This is a genomic window from Streptomyces sp. NPDC050997 (assembly GCF_040660135.1).
GTDB lineage: Bacteria > Actinomycetota > Actinomycetes > Streptomycetales > Streptomycetaceae > Streptomyces.
Window position 1 is genome coordinate 110,058 of the sequence record NZ_JBFAGK010000001.1, and the last position, 20,382, is coordinate 130,439.

Here is a 20,382-nt window from a genome sequence, read left to right on the forward strand (position 1 = left end):
CTGTGTTCGGGGGTGATGAGGCATTCGGCAACGGAACCGCCCGCTGTTCTGGATCCCCCAGTCCGTCCAGGTGCGGCTCGGCGACCACCGCGAGGGGTCAGGAGACCGGCGGCTCGGAGAGGTACGGGAAGTGGTCGAGGAGCGGACCGTGGTTGAGTCCCGAGGAGAAGTCCTGGTTCACGATCATCTTGATGATGTTGGACGCGATGTCCTCCCTCACGCCCTTGCCGTTGTGGAGGTCGCACCACGGGTCCCAGTCGGCGACGGTTCCAGGTGTGAACGTGAGGACGTTCGGGAGCAGCGTGTCCGCCGCCCACGCACCGTAGGCCCGTGCGGTCGGGAAGCGGTGGGGACGCTTCCCGTACGTCCCGCCGGCCTCGACGACCGCCGCGATGTTGTCCCGCACCTGACCCCAGATTCCCGAGGCGGGATCGGTCGCGGGGCGGGCGGGCCGGCCCACGAGGTCGTCGGTGGGGACGGAGGCGTTGTAGTCGACGTGCGCAGAGCCCTCGGCGAAGTCGAAGAAGGTGGTCATGTTGGGCTCGGCGGCACGCTGCAGCTGGACCCAGGTGCTGTGGCCCTTGTCGAAGTACGCGGTGGTCGCCCAGAAGTGCACCCGGCCGTGGCCCGTGACCTCGACGGGCACCTCAAGTGCGAAGGATCTGACGCTGGTGTTCGCGAAATCGTCGTGGGCGGGACGCAGCGCGTCGAAGTCGGGAAAGGTTCCGGTCAGCAGTGCGTTCCTCGTCGCGACGGGGAAGGGGATGAAGTTGTAGAACGGGTCGCGGCGTTGCCCGGCGAAGAGCTTGATGCCGTGGCGGCATTCGATGACCTCCCCAATGGGGGCGTTGGGAGGCGTGATGATCGAGCCGGAGGCGCTGCGGTCGGTGGCCGCCGCGCCGGTGAGCTGCTCCACCTGTACGTACTGCGTGCCGTCGGAGCCGATCGGGAAGGTGGCGCGATACGTGATGTTCTCGACGTAGTCGCCATTGGTGTCGATCTTCAGCTCGTAGTAGCCCGCGGAATTCCAGGGCGTGCCGTTGGTCGGCGAGGTATTCATCCCGAATACCGTGCGCGGGCCATGGCGGTCGCCGGCCCCGGCAAAGCAGTAGGCGTCGGTGATGTCCAGTGTTTCGTCTGCCGGGTAGTCGAAGTGGTGGGACATTGCGCTCCTACTTGGTCAGGGTGTTGCGGGAATACGGATTGCAGGAATGCGGTTGCAGCGCGAGCGTGTAGAACCAGTTGTGGTACGGAGCCTCTTTCGTGGCGCCGAACTCGGTGTAGAACCACAGGAACGGGAGCTTGCGAACATCCCACGTCACGCGGTCGGTTCTTCCGTTCGCGTGACTGAGCTCGTACCAGCCCTCGGTGAAGCCGCTCAGGATCGCGATACGGGTGGGAGCGCCGCGTTCGGGGATGATCGACGCGTCGACCGTGGTGCCGTCGGTCGCCGTCATGTGCGGCCACGTGGACTGGGCCGACGCGAGGTGCGGACGGTGGTAGTAGTCGTGGACGGGCACGGCCTTGATGCCCGTGGGCAGCACCAGACGGGTTCCCGCGGCCAGCAGCGGGGCGTGGTACCTCCGCTCCGTTCCACGCACCAGGTCACCGGTGGCCTTCGGGAGGCTGTCCGGCCGCGCCGCCGTGGCGGCCACGGCAGGGGTGGCCGAACCGATGCCGTACAGGACGGGAAGGGCGGCAAGACCGCCAAGAACGCCGCGACGGCCCAGGGTTCCCCCATCCGCGCCGTCGGCTCGCTCGGCTTCCGCCCGCGCTCGTCTGCCTCTGATCATGTTCGTTCACGTTCCTCTCTTGCGCTGGTCACAAGCCGCCGACGCTGTGAGCGCCCGATCCGGCCATGGACGCTGTCGTTCCGCGGGAACTCGGAAAGGGGCAGTGGCCCAGGCCCGACCTGGCCGGCAACGCTCGACAGGCCGACCTCGCTGATCTCACAAGCCAGGGTCTGTGCCGTACGAGTGGTCTCCTCGATCGCGGAAGCCCGGCGTCGAGGGCGTCGAACACTGCCGAAGGCAGTGGCGTTCTGACGGAATGCGGACCGTGTGACCGTGCGCTGCTCCTGCTGAGCCGACTCCTGCGCGCAGCGCAGCACGGTCCCCGCTCCGTCGGCGCATTCGAGCCTCGCTGCATACGCACCAGCAGACCGATCTTCACCGTCGCTCCTCGTGAACAATGGCCGGATCACCGGCTCGGCACGAACCTACGGTGCTGATCGATGGCCACGTCAGCGGCAGATACGACACTGCTCATAGCGTTTCCGTCATGCAGGGAGCGGCCTCGTCTACGACCGTGTGTTCGACACCAAGCTCGCGGGAATCCGCGACGCGCTGGATCATTCCCGTCACGGACCGTCCGCCTGCCCGTCGAGGCAGCCGACTGTGTCGACTCAGAACCGTCGCTGCCCGCCCAGAAGTTGCTGGTCCGGACGCGCGAGCACGGTACACCGATCGCCTTGGCGGGGGCGGGAGCGTTTCCGGTGGTCGAGGCCGTGATCCTGGACGGCCTGCGCTCGACGACCTGGTGGCTGTCCCGGCCTTCAGTGTCAGGTACGCCGCGGCGCCGCTTGAGCCGAGCCAAGTGGTCACCACGTCGGACGGCGTCATCACCGCGGGCGCGGCGCTCCGTCAGGTCGGCCTTGCTCTGGCGATTGTCCGAGGTTCCCGACCTGTATAGCCCGTAGCGGCGCGCGGTCGGGTTGGCCGCTCGTAGCGTTCCGTCCTGCGTGGAGGTGCCGGGTCACCTTCTGCCGCGGAGGGCTGACGTGGTCTTCCCGGTGCGTTCACGGAGGAGTACGCGCAAGGTGTTGGGGTGTTCGTAACCGACTCTCCTGGAGATGGTCTCCAGGGACAGGTCGGTGGTGCGCAGGAGGTGCGCAGCGCGCTCGACTCTCAGGTCCTGGACGAACCTGATGGGGGACGTTCCGACGGTGCGCTGCACGGCACGCTGCAGGGTCCGCTCGCTGACGCCGATGGCACTGGCCGCCTCGGGGATCCTGATGGGTTCGGCCAGATGCTCACGGGTCCAGCGTTCGAAGGCCGCGACGGTGGGATCGCTCTGGGCCAGGGCGCTGGGAATCGTGTACGCCGCCTGGGAGGGGCGTTCGTCGACCACGAGATAGCGGGCGACCAGGTCAGCGAGCGCGGGGCTGCCGTCCCGGACGATCGCCAGCGCGAGATCGACATGACCGAAAGCGGCACCGGCGGTAATCACGCCCTCGCCGCCGATGACCATCTGGCTGTGATCCAGTTCGACCTTGGGATACCTGTCCCGGAACACCGGCGACAGCCACCAGGTCGTCGTGGCGCGCAGCCCGTCCAGCACCCCCGCCTCGGCCAGCAGAAAGGTACCCGCGCACGCCGACGCGATCGTCACACCGCGGCCGCGAGCGCGCGCGATGAGGTCGCGGACGGCAAGAGACGCCTCGCCGCCGACATGGTCGAGCAGTACCGAAGGGTCGCTCCCCCCTAGGGCGGGTACGACCAACAGGTCCGCGGTGTCCGCCTGTTCGAGTGGCTCGGGCGCCACGAGGAATCCCGCCCCGGTCCGCACCTGCGGAGCGGGGCCGACCAGTGTCACGTTCCAGGTGGGCGACGACTCGTGGATCTGCCCGCCCAGCGCGTTGGCGTTGTCCAGCACGTCGAGGACGGCTGAGAGTCCCGAGTCGAACACCCCGTCGTATACGACGACTGCTATGCGCATGGCGGGAACACTATCAACCGTGTCGCTTCTGCCGCTGATGTGATCACCAGCCGCCGTCATAGGTTCGTTGTGCGCCGGGAGCCCGGCGGTCCTCACGCAAGGAGCGGTCACATGAAGGTCGGTCTGCTGGTACGCATCGAGGCCAAACCGGAGTTCGCCGACGAGGTGGCGGCGATGCTGCGGGGCGCGCAGGAACTGGCCGAACAGGAAGACGGCACGGTGGCGTGGTTCGCGTTCCGCGAGAGCGCCACCACCTTCGGGGTGTTCGACACCTTCGAGGACGAGCAGGGACGCCAAGCGCACCTGTCGGGCCGGATCGCCGCGGCGCTGGGGAAGGCCGCGCTGACGAAGCTCAGCGTGGCGCCGATGATCGCCCGGGTCGACCTGCTGGGGACCAAGGTCTCCTGACCGGCGCGCCGGGAGCCCTCGTTCTCCCCCTGAACTCGGCACATCAGAACAGCAGTTGAACAGTCAAGGGAAGTGGTTGGAATCATGGACGCTGTCTACACCGCGGTCGTCACCGCCAACGGCCGGGACGGCCGCGCCGCCAGCAACGACGGACACCTCGATGTGCGCCTGGCGTTCCCGCCGGCCCTGGGCGGCGACGGCCAGGGCACCAACCCCGAGCAGCTCTTCGCGGCCGGCTACGCGGCTTGCTTTACCAGCACGCTCGGAGTCGTAGGCCGGGCGGCCAAGGTTTCCACCGGCGACATCTCGGTGACCGCCGAGATCGGCCTCGCCAAGGACGCCTCGGACGGTGGCTTCGCCCTCACCGCGGTGCTGCGCGTGAAGCTGCCCGAGACCCTGCGCAACCGGACCGGCCGCAAGCTGGTCGAGCAGGCGCACGCCGGCTGCCCGTACTCCAAGGCCACCCGCGGCAACATCCCGGTCGAACTCGTCGTCGAGTAGCGGCTCGCCCATACGCGACGCAACTCGGCGCCACACCAACCCACTTCCGGTTCAAAGGCCATGGGGGCCGGCACGAACCAACCGTGCCGGCCCCCAGCCATGAGCGGTGTCGCCCGGCGGGCGGCCCCGCGGTTACGTGATGTGACGGCGGCGCCATGCCGTCGCCCTGTAGAGGAGACTGATTTGACCAGCGCACGAGCGTCGGCAGCGGCTCAGGACTATGAGCGCATGATGGGCATGGTGACGGGGTTCTGGGTCACCCAGACGGTGCGGGCTGCCGCGTTGTACAACTTCGCGGACCACCTCGCGGCGGGAAGGGACACCGCCGAAGCGATCGCCGAGGCGGAGTCCACCGACCCGGACGCGACCCGCCGCCTGCTGCGCACCTGCGCCTCCCTGGGCCTGATGACCTCCGACGAGGGACGCCACTTCACCGGCACGTCCCTGCTGAACACGCTGCAGCAGGACGACCCCCACTCTCTACGGCACTTCGCCATCTCCCAGTCCGCACCGGGCCATTGGCTGTCGTGGGGCAGGTTCCCCGACGCCGTCCGGACGGGCCGACACCAGGTCACGGCAGCGCACGGCGAGGCGAACATCTTCGACTACTTCGCCAAGCACCTCGACGAGGCATCTTCCTTCACCGAGTCGATGAGCAACCTGTCCCAGGCCGCCGCCCTCGACATCGCCGCCGTTCTGGACACGAAGGGGGTCACCCTCGCCCTGGACATCGGCGGAGCCGGCGGTGACGTCGTCCGGGCCATGATGAGGGCCAACCCCGAACTGAACGGCGGGGTGTTCGACCTGCCCCACATCGTCCCGGCCGCCGCCGAGGCCGCCAAGGCCGAGGGCCTCGACGACCGATTCACCACAGTCGGCGGGGACTTCTTCGAGTCGGTTCCGCCGGCAGACCTCTACGTACTCAAGTACATCCTGCACGACTGGGACGACGCCAGTTGCGTCCGCATCCTTCGGAACTGCCGGGCACAGCTGGCGAAGGGCGGGCGCGTCACCGTCATCGATCTCCTCGTCGGAGAGGTGGGACAGCCTGGACTCGCCCCCCTGATGGACATGAACATGCTCGGCATGACAGGCGGCAGGGAACGCCAACTCGCCGAATTCGACGCCCTGTTCACCGCGGCGGGCCTGCGCCGCGTCAACACGACTTCCGCGGGGGCCTTCGCCGTCATCGAAACACAACCCACCACCTGACCCCGCGTGCCGCGACCTTGCCCCTGATCCTGGGGCGATTTCGGCGGGAGTGAAAGCGCCCCTGCGTCCCACGGTCGCAGGGGCGCTCAGGGTGGATTCACGGGGCGAGACGGCAGCGGCTCGCGTGCTGCTCCACCTTCTCCCCGACACGGAAACCTTCGACAAAGGACCCCGGCCATGTAGGCGACGGAAACGAAAACTTTAATAGCGTTTCCGACACTGGTACGGTGCGCGGTATGGAGATCGCGGTTCTTGTTCATGACGGTGTCTTCGACTCCGGACTTGCCTCGATTCTGGATGTGCTGGACCAGGCCAATGCGATGGCGGGAGATGTCGGTGACGGCTTGTCCTGGCGTGTGCGCAAGGTCGGCTTCCACCGCGAGATCCGGACCGGGGCCGGACACCTGGTCACCGTCGAGCCCGTCGAGTGCGCGGAGGAGACGGATCTGTTGATTGTGCCCGCCCGGGCGGCGCGCGGCCCCGAGGAGGTGCTGGCCTATGTCGCGGACCACGAGTCGCTGCCAGTACGGAATCTGATAGCCGAGGCCCGTGGACGCGGCACCAGGATCGCGTCGGCGTGTGCCGGCACCTTCCTACTGGCCGAGTCCGGGATTCTGGACGGGCTGCGTGCCACGACGACCTGGTGGCTGTCTCCGGCATTCCGCGGCCGCTACCCCGGCGTGTACCTCGACGAGAGCCACATGGTGGTCTCGTCCGACGGCGTCACCACCGCGGGAGCGGCCTTCGGACACGTCGACCTGACGCTGGCGATCATCCGGGAGAGCAGCCCCGCGCTGGCCGACCTGGTCGCCCGTTACCTGATCCTGGACGAGCGCCCTTCGCAGTCCGCCTACACGATCCCCAGCGCACTGGCGCAGAGCGACCCGACGGTCAGCGCGTTCGAGCGCTGGGTCCGCGAGCGCATGACCGGGCCCATCAGCATTCCCGAGGCCGCCCGGGCCATCGGCGTCACCGAAAGGACGCTGCAGCGTTCGGTGCAGCGCACCTTGGGGACGTCACCGATCCGCTTCGTCCAGGACCTGCGGATCGAGCAGGCGTCCCATCTGCTGCGTACTACCGAGCTGTCCCTGGAAACCATCGCGCGCAAGGTCGGATACGAGCATCCCAACACGCTGCGCGTGCTGCTGCGGGAGCGGACCGGCAAGACCACCAGCGCGCTGCGCGGGAACGGCCTGCCCATGAAGGTCGCGCCCGCACCGATCTGACGGGGGCTCGTCCCCCAGTCGCTTGCTCGTCCTTCGGCCGAGGAGGTCTGCGCACACCAGCCCGCACTCCTCCGTGACTTCACCCCATACTGCCTCTTCCCATGACTCCTCCGGAGCCGCACCCCCCCCGCCGGGACGTGCGTGCGGGCGGCAGGTCCGCGTCGTGGTCGAACACGAGCAACTCCACCGACCGTCCCGCGCGACGGCGCAGGACGTAGGCAGCCACCCGGATGCGCATCGTCGACCCCCGCATTCCCGCGGCGTAGGGGTTACACCATCTCGATCACGAGAGATCCCCCAAGATCGAAGAGACCGGCCCTAGTTGAAGATCGGGCCGACTGCGCGGGTCCGTTTGATTTCGTAGAAGCCCGGGGTGGAGGCGACGGCGAGCGTGCCGTCCCACAGGCGGGCGGCCTGTTCTCCGGTGGGCGCGGGGGTGACGACGGGGCCGAAGAAGGCGATCCTTTCGCCGCCGTCGGGGCCGGGGACGGCGATGATGGGGCTGCCGACCTCCTGGCCGACCAGGGTGATGCCCTCCTGGTGGGACCGGCGCAGCGCGGCGTCGTAGGCGTCGGTTTCGCCGGCCTCGGCGAGGTGCTCGGGCAGTCCGACCTCCCGCAGGGCTGCTTCGATGGTGGCGCGATTCTTGGGCAGTTGCTCAGGGTGGTAGCGGGTCCCGAGCGCGGTGTAGAGGGGTTCGAGGACGCGAGAGCCGAAGGCCTCCTGTGCGGCGATCAGTACCCGGACCGGTGCCCAGGCCTGACCCATCAGTTCGCGGTTGTGCGGCGGGAGCTGGTCCAGGCGTGCTTCGTTGAGGACGGCCAGGCTCATGACGTGCCAGGTGACCTGGACGGGGCGGGTCTTTTGGACCTCCAGCATCCAGCGGGAGGTCAGCCAGGTCCACGGGCACACAGGGTCGAACCAGAAGTCGACGGTGGTGGTGCGGGAGTTGTTCATCGCGGGTGTCCAAACGACGGCCGCGGCCTCGGCGCGCGGCAGGTGGGTCACGTGCCAGCGGGGTAGCTGGTCGATGCGGTCAGGTCGGCCCAGGCGACGATGTCGTCGTTCAGGCGCTGCCGACCCTGTTCGATCAGGTTCAGGGCGTCGGTCCCAAGGACCAGGTGGACCGGTGGTTTGTCCGCGTCGAGCACGGTCAGCAGGGCCTTGGCGGCGCGGGCGGGGTCGCCGGTCTGGCTGCCGTCCTTGGTCTGGCGGGCGGCCCGGATCGGGTCGAAGACGGTGTCGTAGTCGGGAATGGTGCGCGGCACGCGGGTCATCGAGCGGCCTGCCCAGTCGGTGCGAAACGCGCCAAGGGCGAGGGCGGTGACATGGATGCCGAGGTGGGCGACCTCTTGCGCCAGGGACGCGGTGATGCCCTCGACGGCGGACTTGCTGGCGCCGTAGAACGCGACACCGGGCAGCGCGGTCAGTCCGGCCATGGAGGACACGGTGACGATGTGTCCGGTGCGACGGCGCCGCATGGACGGCAGGACCGCCTTGATCGCGGCGACGGTCCCGTAGACGTTGGCGTCGAACTGGCTCCGCAGGTCGTCCATGGAGGACTCCTCGACGGTGCCCTCGACACCGTATCCGGCGTTGCTGATCAGCACGTCCACCGGACCGATGCTCTCCTCGACGTACTCGACCGCCCGGGAGACGGCCGCGTCGTCGGTGATCTCCAGCAGCAGGCCGGTGGCGCGGCCCGGCGCCAGGGCCTCGAAGCCGGCGATCTGGTCCTTGTTGCGGACGGTGCCGGCGACCCGGTGGCCGGCAGCCAGGGCCTCCTTGGCGAACGCACGGCCCAGGCCGCTGCTGACACCGGTGATCAGGAATGTCTTGCTCACAGGGAACTCCTTGGTGGTGGCGGCGTCCTGGCCGTCCGGGCGGCGGGCAGGCCGCCTGCTCAGTGACCCGCGCTCTGTCCGCCGTCGACGTGGAGGATCTCGCCGGTGACGAAGGAGGCGCCCTCGAGGTAGACCACGGCCTCGACGACGTCGTCGACCTCCCACAGGGGCCGCCAGCGCCACGGCGGTCGCGCGGCATGCCTATTCTTCTGCTTCTTCTCCTCGGCGGTCCGCCGTTGGGTACGGTTCCACAGAAGCGAGGCGAGCCTGTTGGGACCGGTGAGCTGGTACTGGATGGCCTCCAGCACATCGAGGACGATGCTGGCCAGTTGGGCGGCGTCGTAAACGATGTTGCGTTGGAGATCAGCAGCCGGAGCAGACAGAGTTGACCAGCTGGGCCGCTCCCAGACGTTCCCGGCCCCCTCGGACACGGCCTGCGCGAGACCTCTTACACCTTCGTGCAGTGGGCAACCGACCACAACGACGGATCGCAGCGGCCCGGCGCAACTCCGACGAAGCGACGTTAGCCCGAGTCACCGTGACGTCGGCAGTACTGGTTCCGTGGAGGGCGGGACGGCGGTGGCCCAGAGGCGCCCCGCCCTGAACGGCGACGCCGTCTTTCAGCGCGCCTGGCGCAGGAAGTCGACGACCAGGTCTGTCGTCGCCTGCGGCTGCTCTTCCGTGATCCAGTGCCCGCAGTCCGGGATGACGGCGTCTTCGACGTTGTCGGCGACACACCGGATCACCTCGCCGATTCCGGGGCCGAAGGTGGCTTCGCCGCCGAAGGCCAGGACGGGCATCTGGAGCTTGCCCTGGGCTAGGAACTTGTTGTTGTCGGCGGCGTCCTGCGTGAACGCCAGGAACTGGGCGAAACTGGCTCGCATGGCGCCGGGGTGTGCGTAGAGCGCCGCGTAGTGCTGGCGCTTGGCCTCGTCGAACCGCTCCGGGACCACGGAAAGCTCGTTCCAGAAGCGGTCGAGATAGATGCGCTCGCGGCCGTCGACCAGGCGTTCCATGTCGTGACCGCCGAAGCCGAAGTGCCACATGGTCGGATCCTGTGTGATCTGGTCCCAGGGCCCGATGCCGGGCAGCGGCGCGTCGATCGCCACCCAGCGGCTGACGCGCTCGGGGTGGGTGGCGGCGACCGCGTAGCCGACCATGATGCCGATGTCGTGCGTGACCAGTTCGATCGAGCCCACGCCCAGGGCGTTCAGCACGCCCCAGATGTCCGCCGCCTGGTTCTTCTTGTCGTAGCCGCCCTCGGGCTTCGAGGAGAGGCCCAGCCCTCGCAGGTCCGGCGCGATGACCGTGTGGTCTTCGACGAGTGCGTTCGCCAGATGACCCCACATGTCACCCGTCGTGCCGAAGCCGTGCAGCAGGACGACCGCCGGCCCCTGCCCGCCGATGCGTACGTGGATCGTGGCGCCGTTGGCTTCGATCTCACGTGTCCGCATGCCGGCCGGGAAGGGGTGGATGCCGTCCTGACGTCCGTTGTCGTTCATCGCTTTACTCCAGGTTTGAAGCGAACAGGGCTCCCATGGCGAGGACGGCCGGGAGGGCAGAGCTGCGTCCAGGCGCGGAAGCCCTGCCTCGACGGCACGACCCGCCGGCTGTACGCGCTCATGGGTACGTCCTCATGAGGAACTGGATCTGGAGCGGTCGCAAATCCGCGCCACACCCTGAAGCTAGCCGACCGGTCATCTAACTTCCATCGCGTGCTGGACGCCGTTTCCGCAGGGATAGAGCGCTGACCTGCGATGGAAGGAAGGGGCTATCAGCTGGGAGGAAGCCGGTCGGTGATCTCGCCCCGCTCGGAGCGCAAAGTGGCCCATGGGTGCCTGGAGAGGGGCCCCGTCCACTGGAAGGATTCACCGTGAGTACCAACGACCCGTTCGCTCGCCTCCCCGAGGTGCCTCGCTTCACCGTCACCAGCACAACGGTGTCCGACGGGGACGCCTGGCCCGCCGCGCAGATGTCCGGCCTGTTCGGAGTCCCGGCCGGCAAGGACATCTCCCCGCAGTTGTCGTGGAGCGGCGCCCCCGAAGGCACGAAGAGCTACGCGGTGACGGTGTACGACCCGGACGCCCCGACCGGCTCCGGCTTCTGGCACTGGGCGGTGGCGGACATCCCCGCGACGGTCACCCAACTGTCCGAGGGCGCCGGTGACGAGACCGGCCCAGGCCTTCCCGAAGGCGCCTACCAACTACCCAACGACGCCCGCGCGGCACGCTACATCGGCGCCGCCCCACCGGCCGGGCACGGCCCACACCGCTACGTCATCGTCGTGCACGCCCTTGACGTCGAGCAGATCGGCGTACCCGCCGAGGCCACGCCGGCCTACCTCGGCTTCACCATGACCAACCACATTCTCGGCCGCGCGGTCCTGACCGTCACCGCCGAGATCCCCGCCTGACGGCCCCCGCACAGGCGACCGGGCCTTGACCCAAGGCCGGTTCACCCACCGAGTGTTTCCGTCATGCGGTCCAGGTCGGTGAGAAGGGTGTCGAGGCGTTTCGGCGGGACGGCGTCGGTCATCTGCTGGTCGATGGCGTAGACGGCAGAGCGTGCCGCGGCGAGGCGGCGGTGGCCCTCCTCGGTGAGGTGGGCGGGCAGGGCGCGGCCATGGTCGGCAGTGGTCGCGCGGATGATGAGGCCGGCGTCCTGCAGTCCACGCAGGACGACGTTCATGGACTGCCGGGTGACGAAGGTGCCGCGGGCCAGTTCGGCGTTGGACAGCCCGGGTTGCTGGTCGAGTAGTTCGAGGCAGGCGTATTGCGGCACGGTCAGTCCGTACTCGCGCAGGGCCCTGTCCATCGCGCCACGTAGGGCGGCCGCGGCGCGCTTGAGGCGATAGCCCAATCGCTCGGTCACGTCGGCGGCCGGGATCGGGTCGGTGGTTGTTCCCTCACTCATGTCAGGAGTTTGACATAGGCGAGGAGAGGTACCTACCGTCACCCATGTCAAAGTCCTGACATCGAGCATGGGAGCACCCTATGACCATCGCCGTTTCCGTCACCGGGCCCGACTTCATCGCACTGCAGGTGCGTGACGTCGACACGGCCGCCGCCTTCTTCGAGACGCAGCTCGGGCTGCACCGGGCCCCCGCCTCACCCCCCGGCGCCGTGGTGTTCAGGACCGAGCCGGTCGCCTTCGCCGTCCGCGAGCCCCTGCCGGGCGTGGACCTCGACAGTGTGGAGCGGCCCGGCCTCGGCGTCGCCCTGTGGTTCAAGACCAGCGACGCCCAGGCCCTCCACGACCGCCTCCAGGCCGCCGGGACCCCCATCGTCAAGACACCGGAGGACGGCCCGTTCGGCAGGATGTTCACCTTCCTCAGCCCCGAGGGCTACGCCATCACCGCGCACGGGAACTGACCGTGCACGCCATCACCCCGCGGACCCGGACGGCCCACCCCTTCTGACCGACGCCACCGTGTTCAAGACCTCCTGAACCCGTCAGAGTACGGGCGGCCGGGGCAAGCAGGCCCCGGGGCCGCCGGGCGGAGACACCCGCCGAGGCGCCCGTGCCCCTGAAGGCGGAGAACGCGGCCCTGCGCAGGAAGCTCGCGAACTGGAGAAGGAGCGCGAGAGTCCGGGTCACCGACTCGGTGCACGTGGGTGTCGAGCGGTTGAGGGAGGCTTCGGGGCTCACCGCGCGGCTGCGTGACCGGGGCGTAACCGAGGCGGATCTCGATACCCGGGTGGCCGGAGTCAGCGGGAATCTGGGCAACGGCCCGGTGGGGGCGACTGCGGACGCGGGCTGGCCGCGCGCCCTTTCGCGGAGGCCCTCTAGCCGTTCACGCAAGGGCTCCGCAGTCGTCGTAGGGTGCTCGCCGCCCCTCATCCGAGAGTGACACCGCCGCCGGTGCCTCCCACTCCTTCGGTGCCCGCCAGTCGCGCCACGGTTCCCACCAGCCGGCGCCGCGTTCCACGAGATCGACGACCGACGCGGCGGCCGACCTGACCGCGGCGGCTTCCTCCTCGGTGAAGCCCCCGGAGCGGCGGCGGGCCTCGAAGTGGTCCTCGTCCTTCCAGCGGTGGGGCGAGCCATCGGCGGGCAGCAGCAGGTCCAGTTCCTGGTCGAGGGTGTCGAAGCCCCGGTCGGTGCGGCGCATCGGCTCCTGGAAGTTGACGTACCAGTCGGTGAACTCGCCGCCGCTGCGCCGCGCCCACACCGCGTACCCGTCGCCGGGGCGCTGGAGTTGGAGCACGCCCTCCGACCGCCAGTACGGTTCGAACGCCGTCCAGGGGTGCGGCCCCCAGCGGAACTCCCCGCCGCCGAAGGTCAGGGGAGTTCCCTGCGCCAGGTGGACCGCGAGGAGGTCCCCGGTGTCCTCGACCACCCGTACCGGGTAGACCATCCATTCCCGGCCGTCGAGGATCTCGCGACGGACGATCACTTCGTTCGCGGAGAATGAGCGCGCCACCATGCGCGGCACCGTAGCAGCCGCCGGTACGGGGCCCGGCGCGAACGTTCCGTCCACGCACTGTGGGCGTTCGCCGCCTGTCACGGCCCGTGGAGCATCGGTCCACGCCCGCTCGGGAGTCCGGTCCGTGGCACCAGAGCGGCGTCAACCGATCCGGCCGCCCGGGAGAGCCGTCGCCACCGTTTCCGCGCTCCTGGGCAACGGCAGCGCCTCCAGTACCAGTACGGCGAGGTCGTCCTCGATCGGCTCGACGCTGAAGTCGTGAACGGCTCGCCGGACGTATTCCGCCACGGCCTTCGCGCCGAGTCCCACGCATCTCCGCAGCACCTGCGCCAGGCCGTCGTCGTCGTCCAACTGCCGTGTGCCCCTGCGGCGTTCGGTCACACCGTCGGTCACACACAGCAGCGTCTCACCCGGCACCAGGGTGAGGGAGTTGGCGTGAAACTCCGCATGCTCCTCGATGCCGAGCAGCATCTGCGGGCCCGCGGCCGGTGTCACCGAGCCGTCCGTCCCCAGCCGCAACGGGGGCGGGTGCCCGGCGCAGGCTATGGTGCACCGCGCGCCGCCGGCGACCGAGTCGGGCTCCAACTCCCCGTACAACAGGCTCAGGAAGCGGGAGCCCTCCCGCTCGCCGCGGAGCGTCATGGCCTCGGCGACCTCCTCCGCCATCGCGTGGTTCAGCCGGTTGAGCAGGGACTCGACGCCGTGTCCCTCACGTGCCAACATCCGCACGAGGTGCCGGACCAGGCCGGTGACGGACATCGCCTCCACGTCGTGGCCGCTCACGTCACCGAGCAGGAAGCACCACTTGCGGTCTTTTATCGGGAACAGGTCGTAGAAGTCCCCGCCGACGGTCTGGCCCTCACCCCAGGGCTCGTAGACGATCGCTGTGTCGACGCCCGGAATGGCGGCGAGGGACGCGGGAAGCTGCCTGCGCTGGAGCGTCCGGCTGATTCTCGCCTGCCGTGTGTAGTGGCGGGCGGTGACCACCGCCTGGGCCATGCGCCGGGCCACATCCCCCGCGAGCCGTACCACGCCGTCGGTCAGCTGCGGCAGCCCCGCCTGGCCGATCATGAGTGTGCCGTGGTAGAGGCCGCCCGCGACAAGGGGGAACGCCAGCGCCGAACCGCCTGTGTTCCCATCGCCTCTGGACGCGGGCCAGGGCCATGAGACGCCGGTCGTACTCAGCCCGGCGGGCGGACGGTCCTTCTCCAGTACCTGGCGGAGTGCGCGGATCTTTTGTTCGTCCATGTGCCAGACATGGGAGAGCCGCACCTCCGCATTGTCCGTGGTCAGCCATACGCCGCACCAGTCGGCGAGTCTGGGGACCAGGAGCTGTCCGGCGAGCGCCGCGACCATGTCCTCGTCCAGCTGTCCGGCGAGGAGCTCTCCGGCCTCGGCGAGGAACGACTGCCCCGCACGCTCGGCCCACTCGGCGCTGCGGGCCGTGCGGTCGCGTGGCAGGACGGACTCGGGGACGGACGGCCCGCGGCGGACGGCCTCGGTGAGGGGGCCGGTGAGGCCCTGCTCCGTGGTGGCGAGCGGGGTCACCATCACGCACTCCAGACGGAACCACGTGACCGTCCCCGTGCGCCGGTAGGTCACCCCCCAGGAGTCGGCCAGTGCGCGCATCAGCTGTCGCCCATGGCCGCGCACGGGGCTCTGTACGCCGTCGTCGCCGTCGAGGCTGCCGGCGGAGCCGCGCTCCGTCACCTCGACCACCACCCCCACCCCCTCGCCCTCGGACTGCGCGGAATCGGCCGGGGGGCCAGGGCCGGTCTCGATGCGGCAGGCCACCTCGACCTCGAACCCGGCGTGCGCGACAGCGCTGGTGACCAGCTCGCTGGCGAGGAGCACGGCGTCATCGACGGACCGACCACTGATCATCGGCGCCCCTGGCACCTGCGGCGCGGTCCGCTCGGCGAGCACGGCACGCACGAACCTGCGCGCCGCCGAGGCCGCGAGTTCGTCGGCGGGTACGCGCATCCGAGCCGCCGCTGCGCGCGGATCAAGGGACGGCCCCACTGGCGACCCCCTGCCAAGGTCTAGCTGTCGACGGATACAGGACGAATGTAGCCTAATTGGGAAGTACTCGTATGTTTGTCCTGAGAAATGTGTTGCCATGGAATCTCACCCCGAGTCCGAACTCGCTTCCCCTGAGCCCGAATTCCGGGAGCGGGAGCCCGCCGAAACCAGACCTGAGGCCACAGACCGGCCCGCCCCGGCCCGGGAAACCCGGGACGGCGAGTGGGTACATGTGTCCGAACTGCGTCCGCTGCTCGCGGCGATGAATTCCCTTTGTGACGGCGACTTCACCGTACGCATGGGAAATCCTCGCGAAGGGGTACTCGCCGAGATCGCGGGGGTGTTCAACCAGGTCATGACGCGGAACGCGCACCTGGCTTCGGAGCTCGAGCGGGTGCGCCGGGAGGTGGTCCGACCGGGGCGGCTGGACGAGCGGCTCACGGCGAGTCCCGGGGCGGGAGGGTGGACGACGAGCGTGGATGCGGCCAACACGCTGCTGGAAGCGCTGGCCGTCCCGATCGTCGATGTCACACGCGTCCTGGACGCCGTCGCGGACGGTGATCTGACGCAGCGCGCCGAGCTGCACGACGGCAGACGCCCGCTCCGCGGCGAGCTACGGCAGCTGGGGAGCGGAGTGAACCGCATGGTGGAGCAGTTGTCGCTGTTCACCGGCGAGCTGACCCGCGTCGCCCGGGAGGTCGGTACCGAGGGTCGTCTCGGCGGGCGTGCCACGGTGGAGGGGCTGACCGGCGACTGGCGCTATGTGACCGAGGCCGTCAACACGATGGCCTCCCGGCTGACCGCGCAGGTGCGCGACATCGCGGTGGTGACCACGGCGGTCGCGCGCGGCGATCTGACCCGGCAGGTCACCGTGGAGGCGACCGGCGAGCTGCTGGAGCTGAAGCTCACCGTGAACACGATGGTCGACCAGCTGCGCGCGTTCGCCGACGAGGTCACCCGGGTCGCGCGCGAGGTCGGCACGGAAGGGCAGCTGGGCGGCCGGGCACAGGTACCGGGCGTCTCCGGGGTGTGGAAGGACCTCACCGACAACGTCAACTTCATGGCGTCGAACCTGACCTCGCAGGTCCGCAACATCGCCCAGGTGACCACGTCGGTCGCCAACGGCGATCTGAGGCAGAAGATCACGGTCGATGCGCGCGGCGAGATCCTGCAGCTCAAGAGCACCGTGAACACCATGGTCGACCAGCTGTCGGCGTTCGCGGGCGAGGTCACCCGCGTCGCCCGTGAGGTCGGTACCGAGGGGCAGCTCGGTGGCCGGGCCCAGGTCCGCGGCGTCTCCGGGGTGTGGAAGGACCTCACGGAGAACGTCAACTTCATGGCCGACAACCTCACCTCGCAGGTCCGCAACATCGCCCAGGTCGCCACGGCCGTCGCCGAGGGCGACCTCGGCAAGACGATCACAGTGGAGGCAAAGGGCGAGATCCTGGAGCTGAAGTCGACGATCAACACGATGGTCGACCAGCTGTCGGCGTTCGCCGACGAGGTCACCCGGGTCGCGCGCGAGGTCGGCACCGAGGGCAATCTGGGCGGGCAGGCGCAGGTCCGCGGGGCCTCGGGTGTGTGGAAGGAGCTGACGGACAACGTCAACTTCATGGCGTCGAACCTGACCTCACAGGTCCGCAACATCGCCCAGGTGACCACGTCGGTCGCCAACGGCGACCTGTCGAAGAAGATCACGGTCGATGCGCGCGGCGAGATCCTGCAGCTGAAGGAGACCGTGAACACGATGGTCGAGCAGCTGCGCGCGTTCGCCGACGAGGTCACCCGGGTCGCGCGCGAGGTCGGCACGGAGGGGTCGCTGGGCGGCCGGGCCCAGGTCCGCGGGGTGTCCGGGGTGTGGAAGGACCTCACCGACAACGTCAACTTCATGGCCGACAACCTCACCTCGCAGGTCCGCAACATCGCCCAGGTCGCCACGGCCGTCGCCCAGGGCGACCTGTCGAAGAAGATCGACGTGGACGCGCGCGGCGAGATCCTGGAGCTGAAGACCACCATCAACACGATGGTCGACACGCTCTCCTCGTTCTCGTCCGAGGTCACCCGCGTCGCCCGGGAGGTCGGCAGTGAGGGGCAGCTGGGCGGTCAGGCCCGAGTCGAGGGCGTCTACGGAACGTGGAAGCGGCTGACCACCAACGTCAACGAGCTGGCCCTGAACCTCACCACCCAGGTCCGGGCGATCGCGGAGGTGGCCAGCGCGGTCACCCAGGGCGACATGTCCCGCGCCATCACGGTCGAGGCACAGGGTGAGGTCGCCGAACTGAAGAACAACATCAACCTCATGGTCGCCAACCTCCGCGAGACCACCCGTGCCAAGGACTGGCTGGAGTCCAACCTCACCCGCATGGCCGCGCTCATGCAGGGCCACCGCGACCTGGTGGAGGTCGCCGACCTGATCCTGCGCGAGCTGACCCCGCTGGTGAACGCACAGTTCGGTGCGTTCTTCCTGGCCGAGACAGGGGCGACTCCCGGTGAGGGCCTCCAGTTCATCGCCGGGTACGGCGCCGATCAGGCCGACGGGGACAGTCCGCTCCCCGGCACCGGCACCCCGGGCCGCGGACTGATCGCACAGGTCGCGCAGGAGAAGAAGCGCATCATCATCATGGACGCCCCGCCCGACTACATCACCATCAACTCGGGTCTCGGCACGGCCCGTCCGGCCAGCATCGTCATCCTGCCCATCCTGTTCGAGGACCAGGTGCTCGGAGTGATCGAGCTGGCCTCGCTCAGCAGGTTCAGCGATGTGCACCTGGCCTTCGTCGACCAGTTCGCCAACACGATCGGCGTCTCGATCAACACGATCATCGCCAACTCGCGCACGGAGTCGCTGCTGTCGGAGTCACAGCGGCTCACCTCCGAGTTGCGCGAGCGGTCGGACGAACTCCAGCGCTCCAACGCCGAGTTGGAGGAAAAGGCCGCTCTGCTCGCGACCGCCTCGCAGTACAAGTCGGAGTTCCTCGCGAACATGTCGCACGAGCTGCGCACGCCGCTCAACTCCCTGCTGATCCTGTCCCGGCTGCTCGCCGACAACCCCGACGGACACCTGGCCGAACAGGAGGTGCAGTTCGCGACCACCATCTACCGCTCGGGTTCGGACCTGCTCCAGCTGATCAGCGACATCCTCGACCTGTCGAAGATCGAGGCCGGGCGGATGGACGTGCGTCCGGGGACGCTCCCGCTGATCAAGCTGCTCGACTACGTCCATGCGACCTTCCGCCCGCTGACCATCGATCGCGGTCTGGGCTTCGAGATCGCGGTCGACAAGGACGTGCCGGCCGAGCTGTACTCCGACGAGCAGCGCCTCCAGCAGGTGCTGCGCAACCTGCTGTCCAACGCGGTGAAGTTCACCCACGACGGCACCGTGGAACTGCGCGTCGACCGGGTGCCGGGGAAGCAGTTCGCTGAGGAGACGCTCAAGAACGCGGAAGCCGTCATCGCGTTCTCCGTGAAGGACACCGGGATCGGTATCGCCCCCGAGAAACTTCCGATGGTCTTCGAGGCGTTCCAGCAGTCCGAGGGCACCACCAACCGCAAGTACGGCGGCACCGGCCTCGGTCTGTCCATCAGCCGGGAGATCGCGGGGATGCTCGGCGGCAAGATCGTCGCCGAGAGTGAGCCGAGTGTGGGCTCGCGGTTCACTCTCTACATTCCCTCGTGCCACCCCGGCGCCCCTGCCGCGCAGGGCATGGCGGACCTGCGCAGCGTCGCGCCCGTGCTTCCTTCGGAGATCCGGGAACCGGCGGCCGTCGGGGAGGACGTGTCACGCGAGCAGGTGCTCGACAGCGCGAGGACCTACAGCGCCGACGTCCTGGCTCCGGACGGCCACGCGGACGACCTGCCGGGCAAGGGATCCACGGGGACCGCCGAGGGCCGCGAGGACACCTGGCCGGAGACGACGCGGCTCAAGGAATGGCTCACCGGGCGCCCCGGCCGCGTCCTGGCGGGCCGTCGCATCCTCATCGTCGATGACGACATCCGCAATGTCTTCGCCCTCACGCACGCTCTGGGCCGGGTCGGCGTCACCGTGCGGTACGCGGAGAACGGGCGGGAGGGCCTTGAGGTCCTGGAGCGGTTCCCTGAGGTGTCCCTGGTCCTGATGGACATCATGATGCCCGAGATGGACGGGTACGAGGCTATTCGCGCCATCCGGGACACCCCTCGTCTCGCTCACCTGCCGATCATCGCGCTCACCGCCAAGGCGATGCCCGGAGACCGCGACAAGGCGATCGACAGCGGCGCCGACGGCTACGTACCCAAGCCGGTGAACATGGACCGCCTGCTGTCGGTCATCTGCGATCTGCTCGACCCGCAGAGCGACTCCCCGGCACCGGCGCTGGACCTCGGCGTCGCCGATGGACCGCCGGGCGCGCACGACAGCGCCGACGATCCCCCCGGAGACACGCCATGAGCCCCAAGCAGGCCGACACGGGCAGCATCCTCATCGTCGATGACATCGAGGAGAACCTCATCGCGTTCGAGGCCGTGCTCAGCCCGCTGCACCAGAACCTGGTCCGCGCGCGCTCGGGGGAACAGGCACTGAAGGAGATGCTGCGCCAGGATTTCGCGGTCGTCCTCCTGGACGTCCGGATGCCCGGCATGGACGGTTTTGAGACCGCCGCCAACATCAAGCGACTCGACCAGACCAAGCACGTGCCCATCATCTTGGTGACCGGGACCGAGAGCACTGCCGACTACGCCTACCGGGGATACGCGATCGGAGCCGCCGACTTCATCGCCAAGCCCATCGATCCGTGGGTGCTGCGCACCAAGGTCAATGTCTTTCTCGATCTCCACCGCAAGAACCGCCTGTTGGCGATGTGCGCGGTGGCGGAGGACGCGGACCGGCTCACGGACATCATCGAGCGGCTCACCCAGATCGAGCTGCTGCTGCGCGACCGGCCGGAAACCGAAACGGCCGAGCTCGCCGACCGCGTCGCGGAGATGGAACGCGCCGTGGGAACCCTCCTGCCCGGTCGCACCGGGATCGAATAGAAGCGCCCTTCCCTGC

17 protein-coding genes and 1 pseudogene are annotated in these 20,382 nt (G+C 68.9%); 8 read left to right on the top strand and 10 right to left on the bottom strand.

Annotation, left to right across the window (positions count from 1 at the left end):
• Positions 1-97 precede the first annotated feature (97 nt).
• From AB0H86_RS00570 to AB0H86_RS00580, 3 genes are all read right to left on the bottom strand, one after another.
• Entirely contained in the window at positions 98-1,165 is a 1,068-nt protein-coding gene (locus AB0H86_RS00570) for a DUF4331 family protein (RefSeq protein WP_362431145.1), read from the bottom strand.
• A gap of 7 nt (positions 1,166-1,172) precedes the next feature.
• On the bottom strand, positions 1,173-1,793 hold the full coding sequence (locus tag AB0H86_RS00575; protein WP_362431147.1) for a hypothetical protein: 621 nt from the start codon (positions 1,791-1,793) through the stop codon (positions 1,173-1,175).
• A 961-nt stretch (positions 1,794-2,754) separates the two neighbouring features.
• Entirely contained in the window at positions 2,755-3,717 is a 963-nt protein-coding gene (locus tag AB0H86_RS00580) for a helix-turn-helix domain-containing protein (protein WP_362431149.1), read from the bottom strand.
• Between the two features lie 111 nt (positions 3,718-3,828).
• Between AB0H86_RS00580 and AB0H86_RS00585 the strand changes: the two genes are divergently transcribed.
• The 4 genes from AB0H86_RS00585 to AB0H86_RS00600 all read left to right on the top strand — a co-directional run bounded on the left by AB0H86_RS00585 (position 3,829) and on the right by AB0H86_RS00600 (position 7,064).
• Complete coding sequence (locus tag AB0H86_RS00585; RefSeq protein WP_362431151.1) at positions 3,829-4,125, top strand: antibiotic biosynthesis monooxygenase; 297 nt, start codon at positions 3,829-3,831, stop codon at positions 4,123-4,125.
• An 84-nt stretch (positions 4,126-4,209) separates the two neighbouring features.
• A complete protein-coding gene (locus AB0H86_RS00590) occupies positions 4,210-4,626 on the top strand; it encodes an organic hydroperoxide resistance protein (protein WP_362431153.1) in 417 nt (138 codons plus the stop codon).
• 183 nt (positions 4,627-4,809) lie between these two features.
• Positions 4,810-5,838: a methyltransferase gene (locus AB0H86_RS00595; protein WP_362431155.1), complete on the top strand. Its 1,029-nt coding sequence runs from the start codon at positions 4,810-4,812 to the stop codon at positions 5,836-5,838.
• 236 nt (positions 5,839-6,074) lie between these two features.
• Complete coding sequence (locus tag AB0H86_RS00600; RefSeq protein ID WP_362431157.1) at positions 6,075-7,064, top strand: helix-turn-helix domain-containing protein; 990 nt, start codon at positions 6,075-6,077, stop codon at positions 7,062-7,064.
• Between the two features lie 318 nt (positions 7,065-7,382).
• Here AB0H86_RS00600 and AB0H86_RS00605 read toward each other — a convergent pair whose 3' ends face one another.
• The 4 genes and pseudogenes from AB0H86_RS00605 to AB0H86_RS00620 all read right to left on the bottom strand — a co-directional run bounded on the left by AB0H86_RS00605 (position 7,383) and on the right by AB0H86_RS00620 (position 10,410).
• Complete coding sequence (locus tag AB0H86_RS00605; RefSeq protein ID WP_362432217.1) at positions 7,383-8,021, bottom strand: DsbA family protein; 639 nt, start codon at positions 8,019-8,021, stop codon at positions 7,383-7,385.
• A 47-nt stretch (positions 8,022-8,068) separates the two neighbouring features.
• Positions 8,069-8,908, bottom strand: a complete 840-nt coding sequence (locus AB0H86_RS00610; protein ID WP_362431160.1) for an oxidoreductase — start codon at positions 8,906-8,908, stop codon at positions 8,069-8,071.
• A 59-nt stretch (positions 8,909-8,967) separates the two neighbouring features.
• Positions 8,968-9,075: pseudogene (locus AB0H86_RS00615) on the bottom strand (3-oxoacyl-ACP reductase); the annotation flags it as partial.
• Between the two features lie 453 nt (positions 9,076-9,528).
• On the bottom strand, positions 9,529-10,410 hold the full coding sequence (locus tag AB0H86_RS00620) for an alpha/beta hydrolase (protein ID WP_362431163.1): 882 nt from the start codon (positions 10,408-10,410) through the stop codon (positions 9,529-9,531).
• 371 nt (positions 10,411-10,781) lie between these two features.
• Here AB0H86_RS00620 and AB0H86_RS00625 point away from each other — a divergent pair, with 371 nt between their 5' ends.
• A complete protein-coding gene (locus AB0H86_RS00625; RefSeq protein WP_362431165.1) occupies positions 10,782-11,321 on the top strand; it encodes a YbhB/YbcL family Raf kinase inhibitor-like protein in 540 nt (179 codons plus the stop codon).
• A 41-nt stretch (positions 11,322-11,362) separates the two neighbouring features.
• On the opposite strand, the gene AB0H86_RS00630 is transcribed toward AB0H86_RS00625, so the two are convergent.
• Complete coding sequence (locus tag AB0H86_RS00630; protein WP_362431168.1) at positions 11,363-11,821, bottom strand: MarR family transcriptional regulator; 459 nt, start codon at positions 11,819-11,821, stop codon at positions 11,363-11,365.
• An 80-nt stretch (positions 11,822-11,901) separates the two neighbouring features.
• On the opposite strand from AB0H86_RS00630, the gene AB0H86_RS00635 reads away from it, so the two are divergent.
• On the top strand, positions 11,902-12,279 hold the full coding sequence (locus tag AB0H86_RS00635; protein ID WP_362431170.1) for a VOC family protein: 378 nt from the start codon (positions 11,902-11,904) through the stop codon (positions 12,277-12,279).
• A 422-nt stretch (positions 12,280-12,701) separates the two neighbouring features.
• Here AB0H86_RS00635 and AB0H86_RS00640 read toward each other — a convergent pair whose 3' ends face one another.
• The gene (locus AB0H86_RS00640) at positions 12,702-13,334 is read right to left on the bottom strand and encodes a DUF402 domain-containing protein (RefSeq protein ID WP_362431173.1); all 633 of its coding nucleotides are present in this window, start codon (positions 13,332-13,334) and stop codon (positions 12,702-12,704) included.
• Between the two features lie 141 nt (positions 13,335-13,475).
• Positions 13,476-15,317, bottom strand: coding sequence for an ATP-binding SpoIIE family protein phosphatase (locus AB0H86_RS00645; protein WP_362431175.1), 1,842 nt, complete (start codon positions 15,315-15,317; stop codon positions 13,476-13,478).
• A 301-nt stretch (positions 15,318-15,618) separates the two neighbouring features.
• Here AB0H86_RS00645 and AB0H86_RS00650 point away from each other — a divergent pair, with 301 nt between their 5' ends.
• The gene (locus AB0H86_RS00650; RefSeq protein WP_362432219.1) at positions 15,619-19,782 is read left to right on the top strand and encodes a HAMP domain-containing protein; all 4,164 of its coding nucleotides are present in this window, start codon (positions 15,619-15,621) and stop codon (positions 19,780-19,782) included.
• Positions 19,779-20,366 (top strand): response regulator, encoded by a 588-nt coding sequence (locus AB0H86_RS00655; protein ID WP_362431177.1) that lies wholly within the window; start codon positions 19,779-19,781, stop codon positions 20,364-20,366. The genes AB0H86_RS00650 and AB0H86_RS00655 overlap by 4 nt, the downstream gene beginning before the upstream one ends.
• Positions 20,367-20,382 lie beyond the last annotated feature (16 nt).

Excerpts from the sequence above, each read along its gene's own strand:
- AB0H86_RS00630 (WP_362431168.1), bottom strand. The coding sequence starts at position 11,821 with ATGAGTGAGGGAACAACCACCGACCCGATCCCGGCCGCCGACGTGACC.
- AB0H86_RS00605 (WP_362432217.1), bottom strand. The coding sequence starts at position 8,021 with ATGAACAACTCCCGCACCACCACCGTCGACTTCTGGTTCGACCCTGTG.
- AB0H86_RS00590 (WP_362431153.1), top strand. The coding sequence starts at position 4,210 with ATGGACGCTGTCTACACCGCGGTCGTCACCGCCAACGGCCGGGACGGC.
- AB0H86_RS00650 (WP_362432219.1), top strand. The coding sequence starts at position 15,619 with ATGAATTCCCTTTGTGACGGCGACTTCACCGTACGCATGGGAAATCCT.
- AB0H86_RS00635 (WP_362431170.1), top strand. The coding sequence starts at position 11,902 with ATGACCATCGCCGTTTCCGTCACCGGGCCCGACTTCATCGCACTGCAG.
- AB0H86_RS00570 (WP_362431145.1), bottom strand. The coding sequence starts at position 1,165 with ATGTCCCACCACTTCGACTACCCGGCAGACGAAACACTGGACATCACC.
- AB0H86_RS00580 (WP_362431149.1), bottom strand. The coding sequence starts at position 3,717 with ATGCGCATAGCAGTCGTCGTATACGACGGGGTGTTCGACTCGGGACTC.
- AB0H86_RS00575 (WP_362431147.1), bottom strand. The coding sequence starts at position 1,793 with ATGATCAGAGGCAGACGAGCGCGGGCGGAAGCCGAGCGAGCCGACGGC.
- AB0H86_RS00655 (WP_362431177.1), top strand. The coding sequence starts at position 19,779 with ATGAGCCCCAAGCAGGCCGACACGGGCAGCATCCTCATCGTCGATGAC.
- AB0H86_RS00645 (WP_362431175.1), bottom strand. The coding sequence starts at position 15,317 with ATGCGCGTACCCGCCGACGAACTCGCGGCCTCGGCGGCGCGCAGGTTC.
- AB0H86_RS00640 (WP_362431173.1), bottom strand. The coding sequence starts at position 13,334 with ATGGTGGCGCGCTCATTCTCCGCGAACGAAGTGATCGTCCGTCGCGAG.
- AB0H86_RS00600 (WP_362431157.1), top strand. The coding sequence starts at position 6,075 with ATGGAGATCGCGGTTCTTGTTCATGACGGTGTCTTCGACTCCGGACTT.
- AB0H86_RS00585 (WP_362431151.1), top strand. The coding sequence starts at position 3,829 with ATGAAGGTCGGTCTGCTGGTACGCATCGAGGCCAAACCGGAGTTCGCC.
- AB0H86_RS00620 (WP_362431163.1), bottom strand. The coding sequence starts at position 10,410 with ATGAACGACAACGGACGTCAGGACGGCATCCACCCCTTCCCGGCCGGC.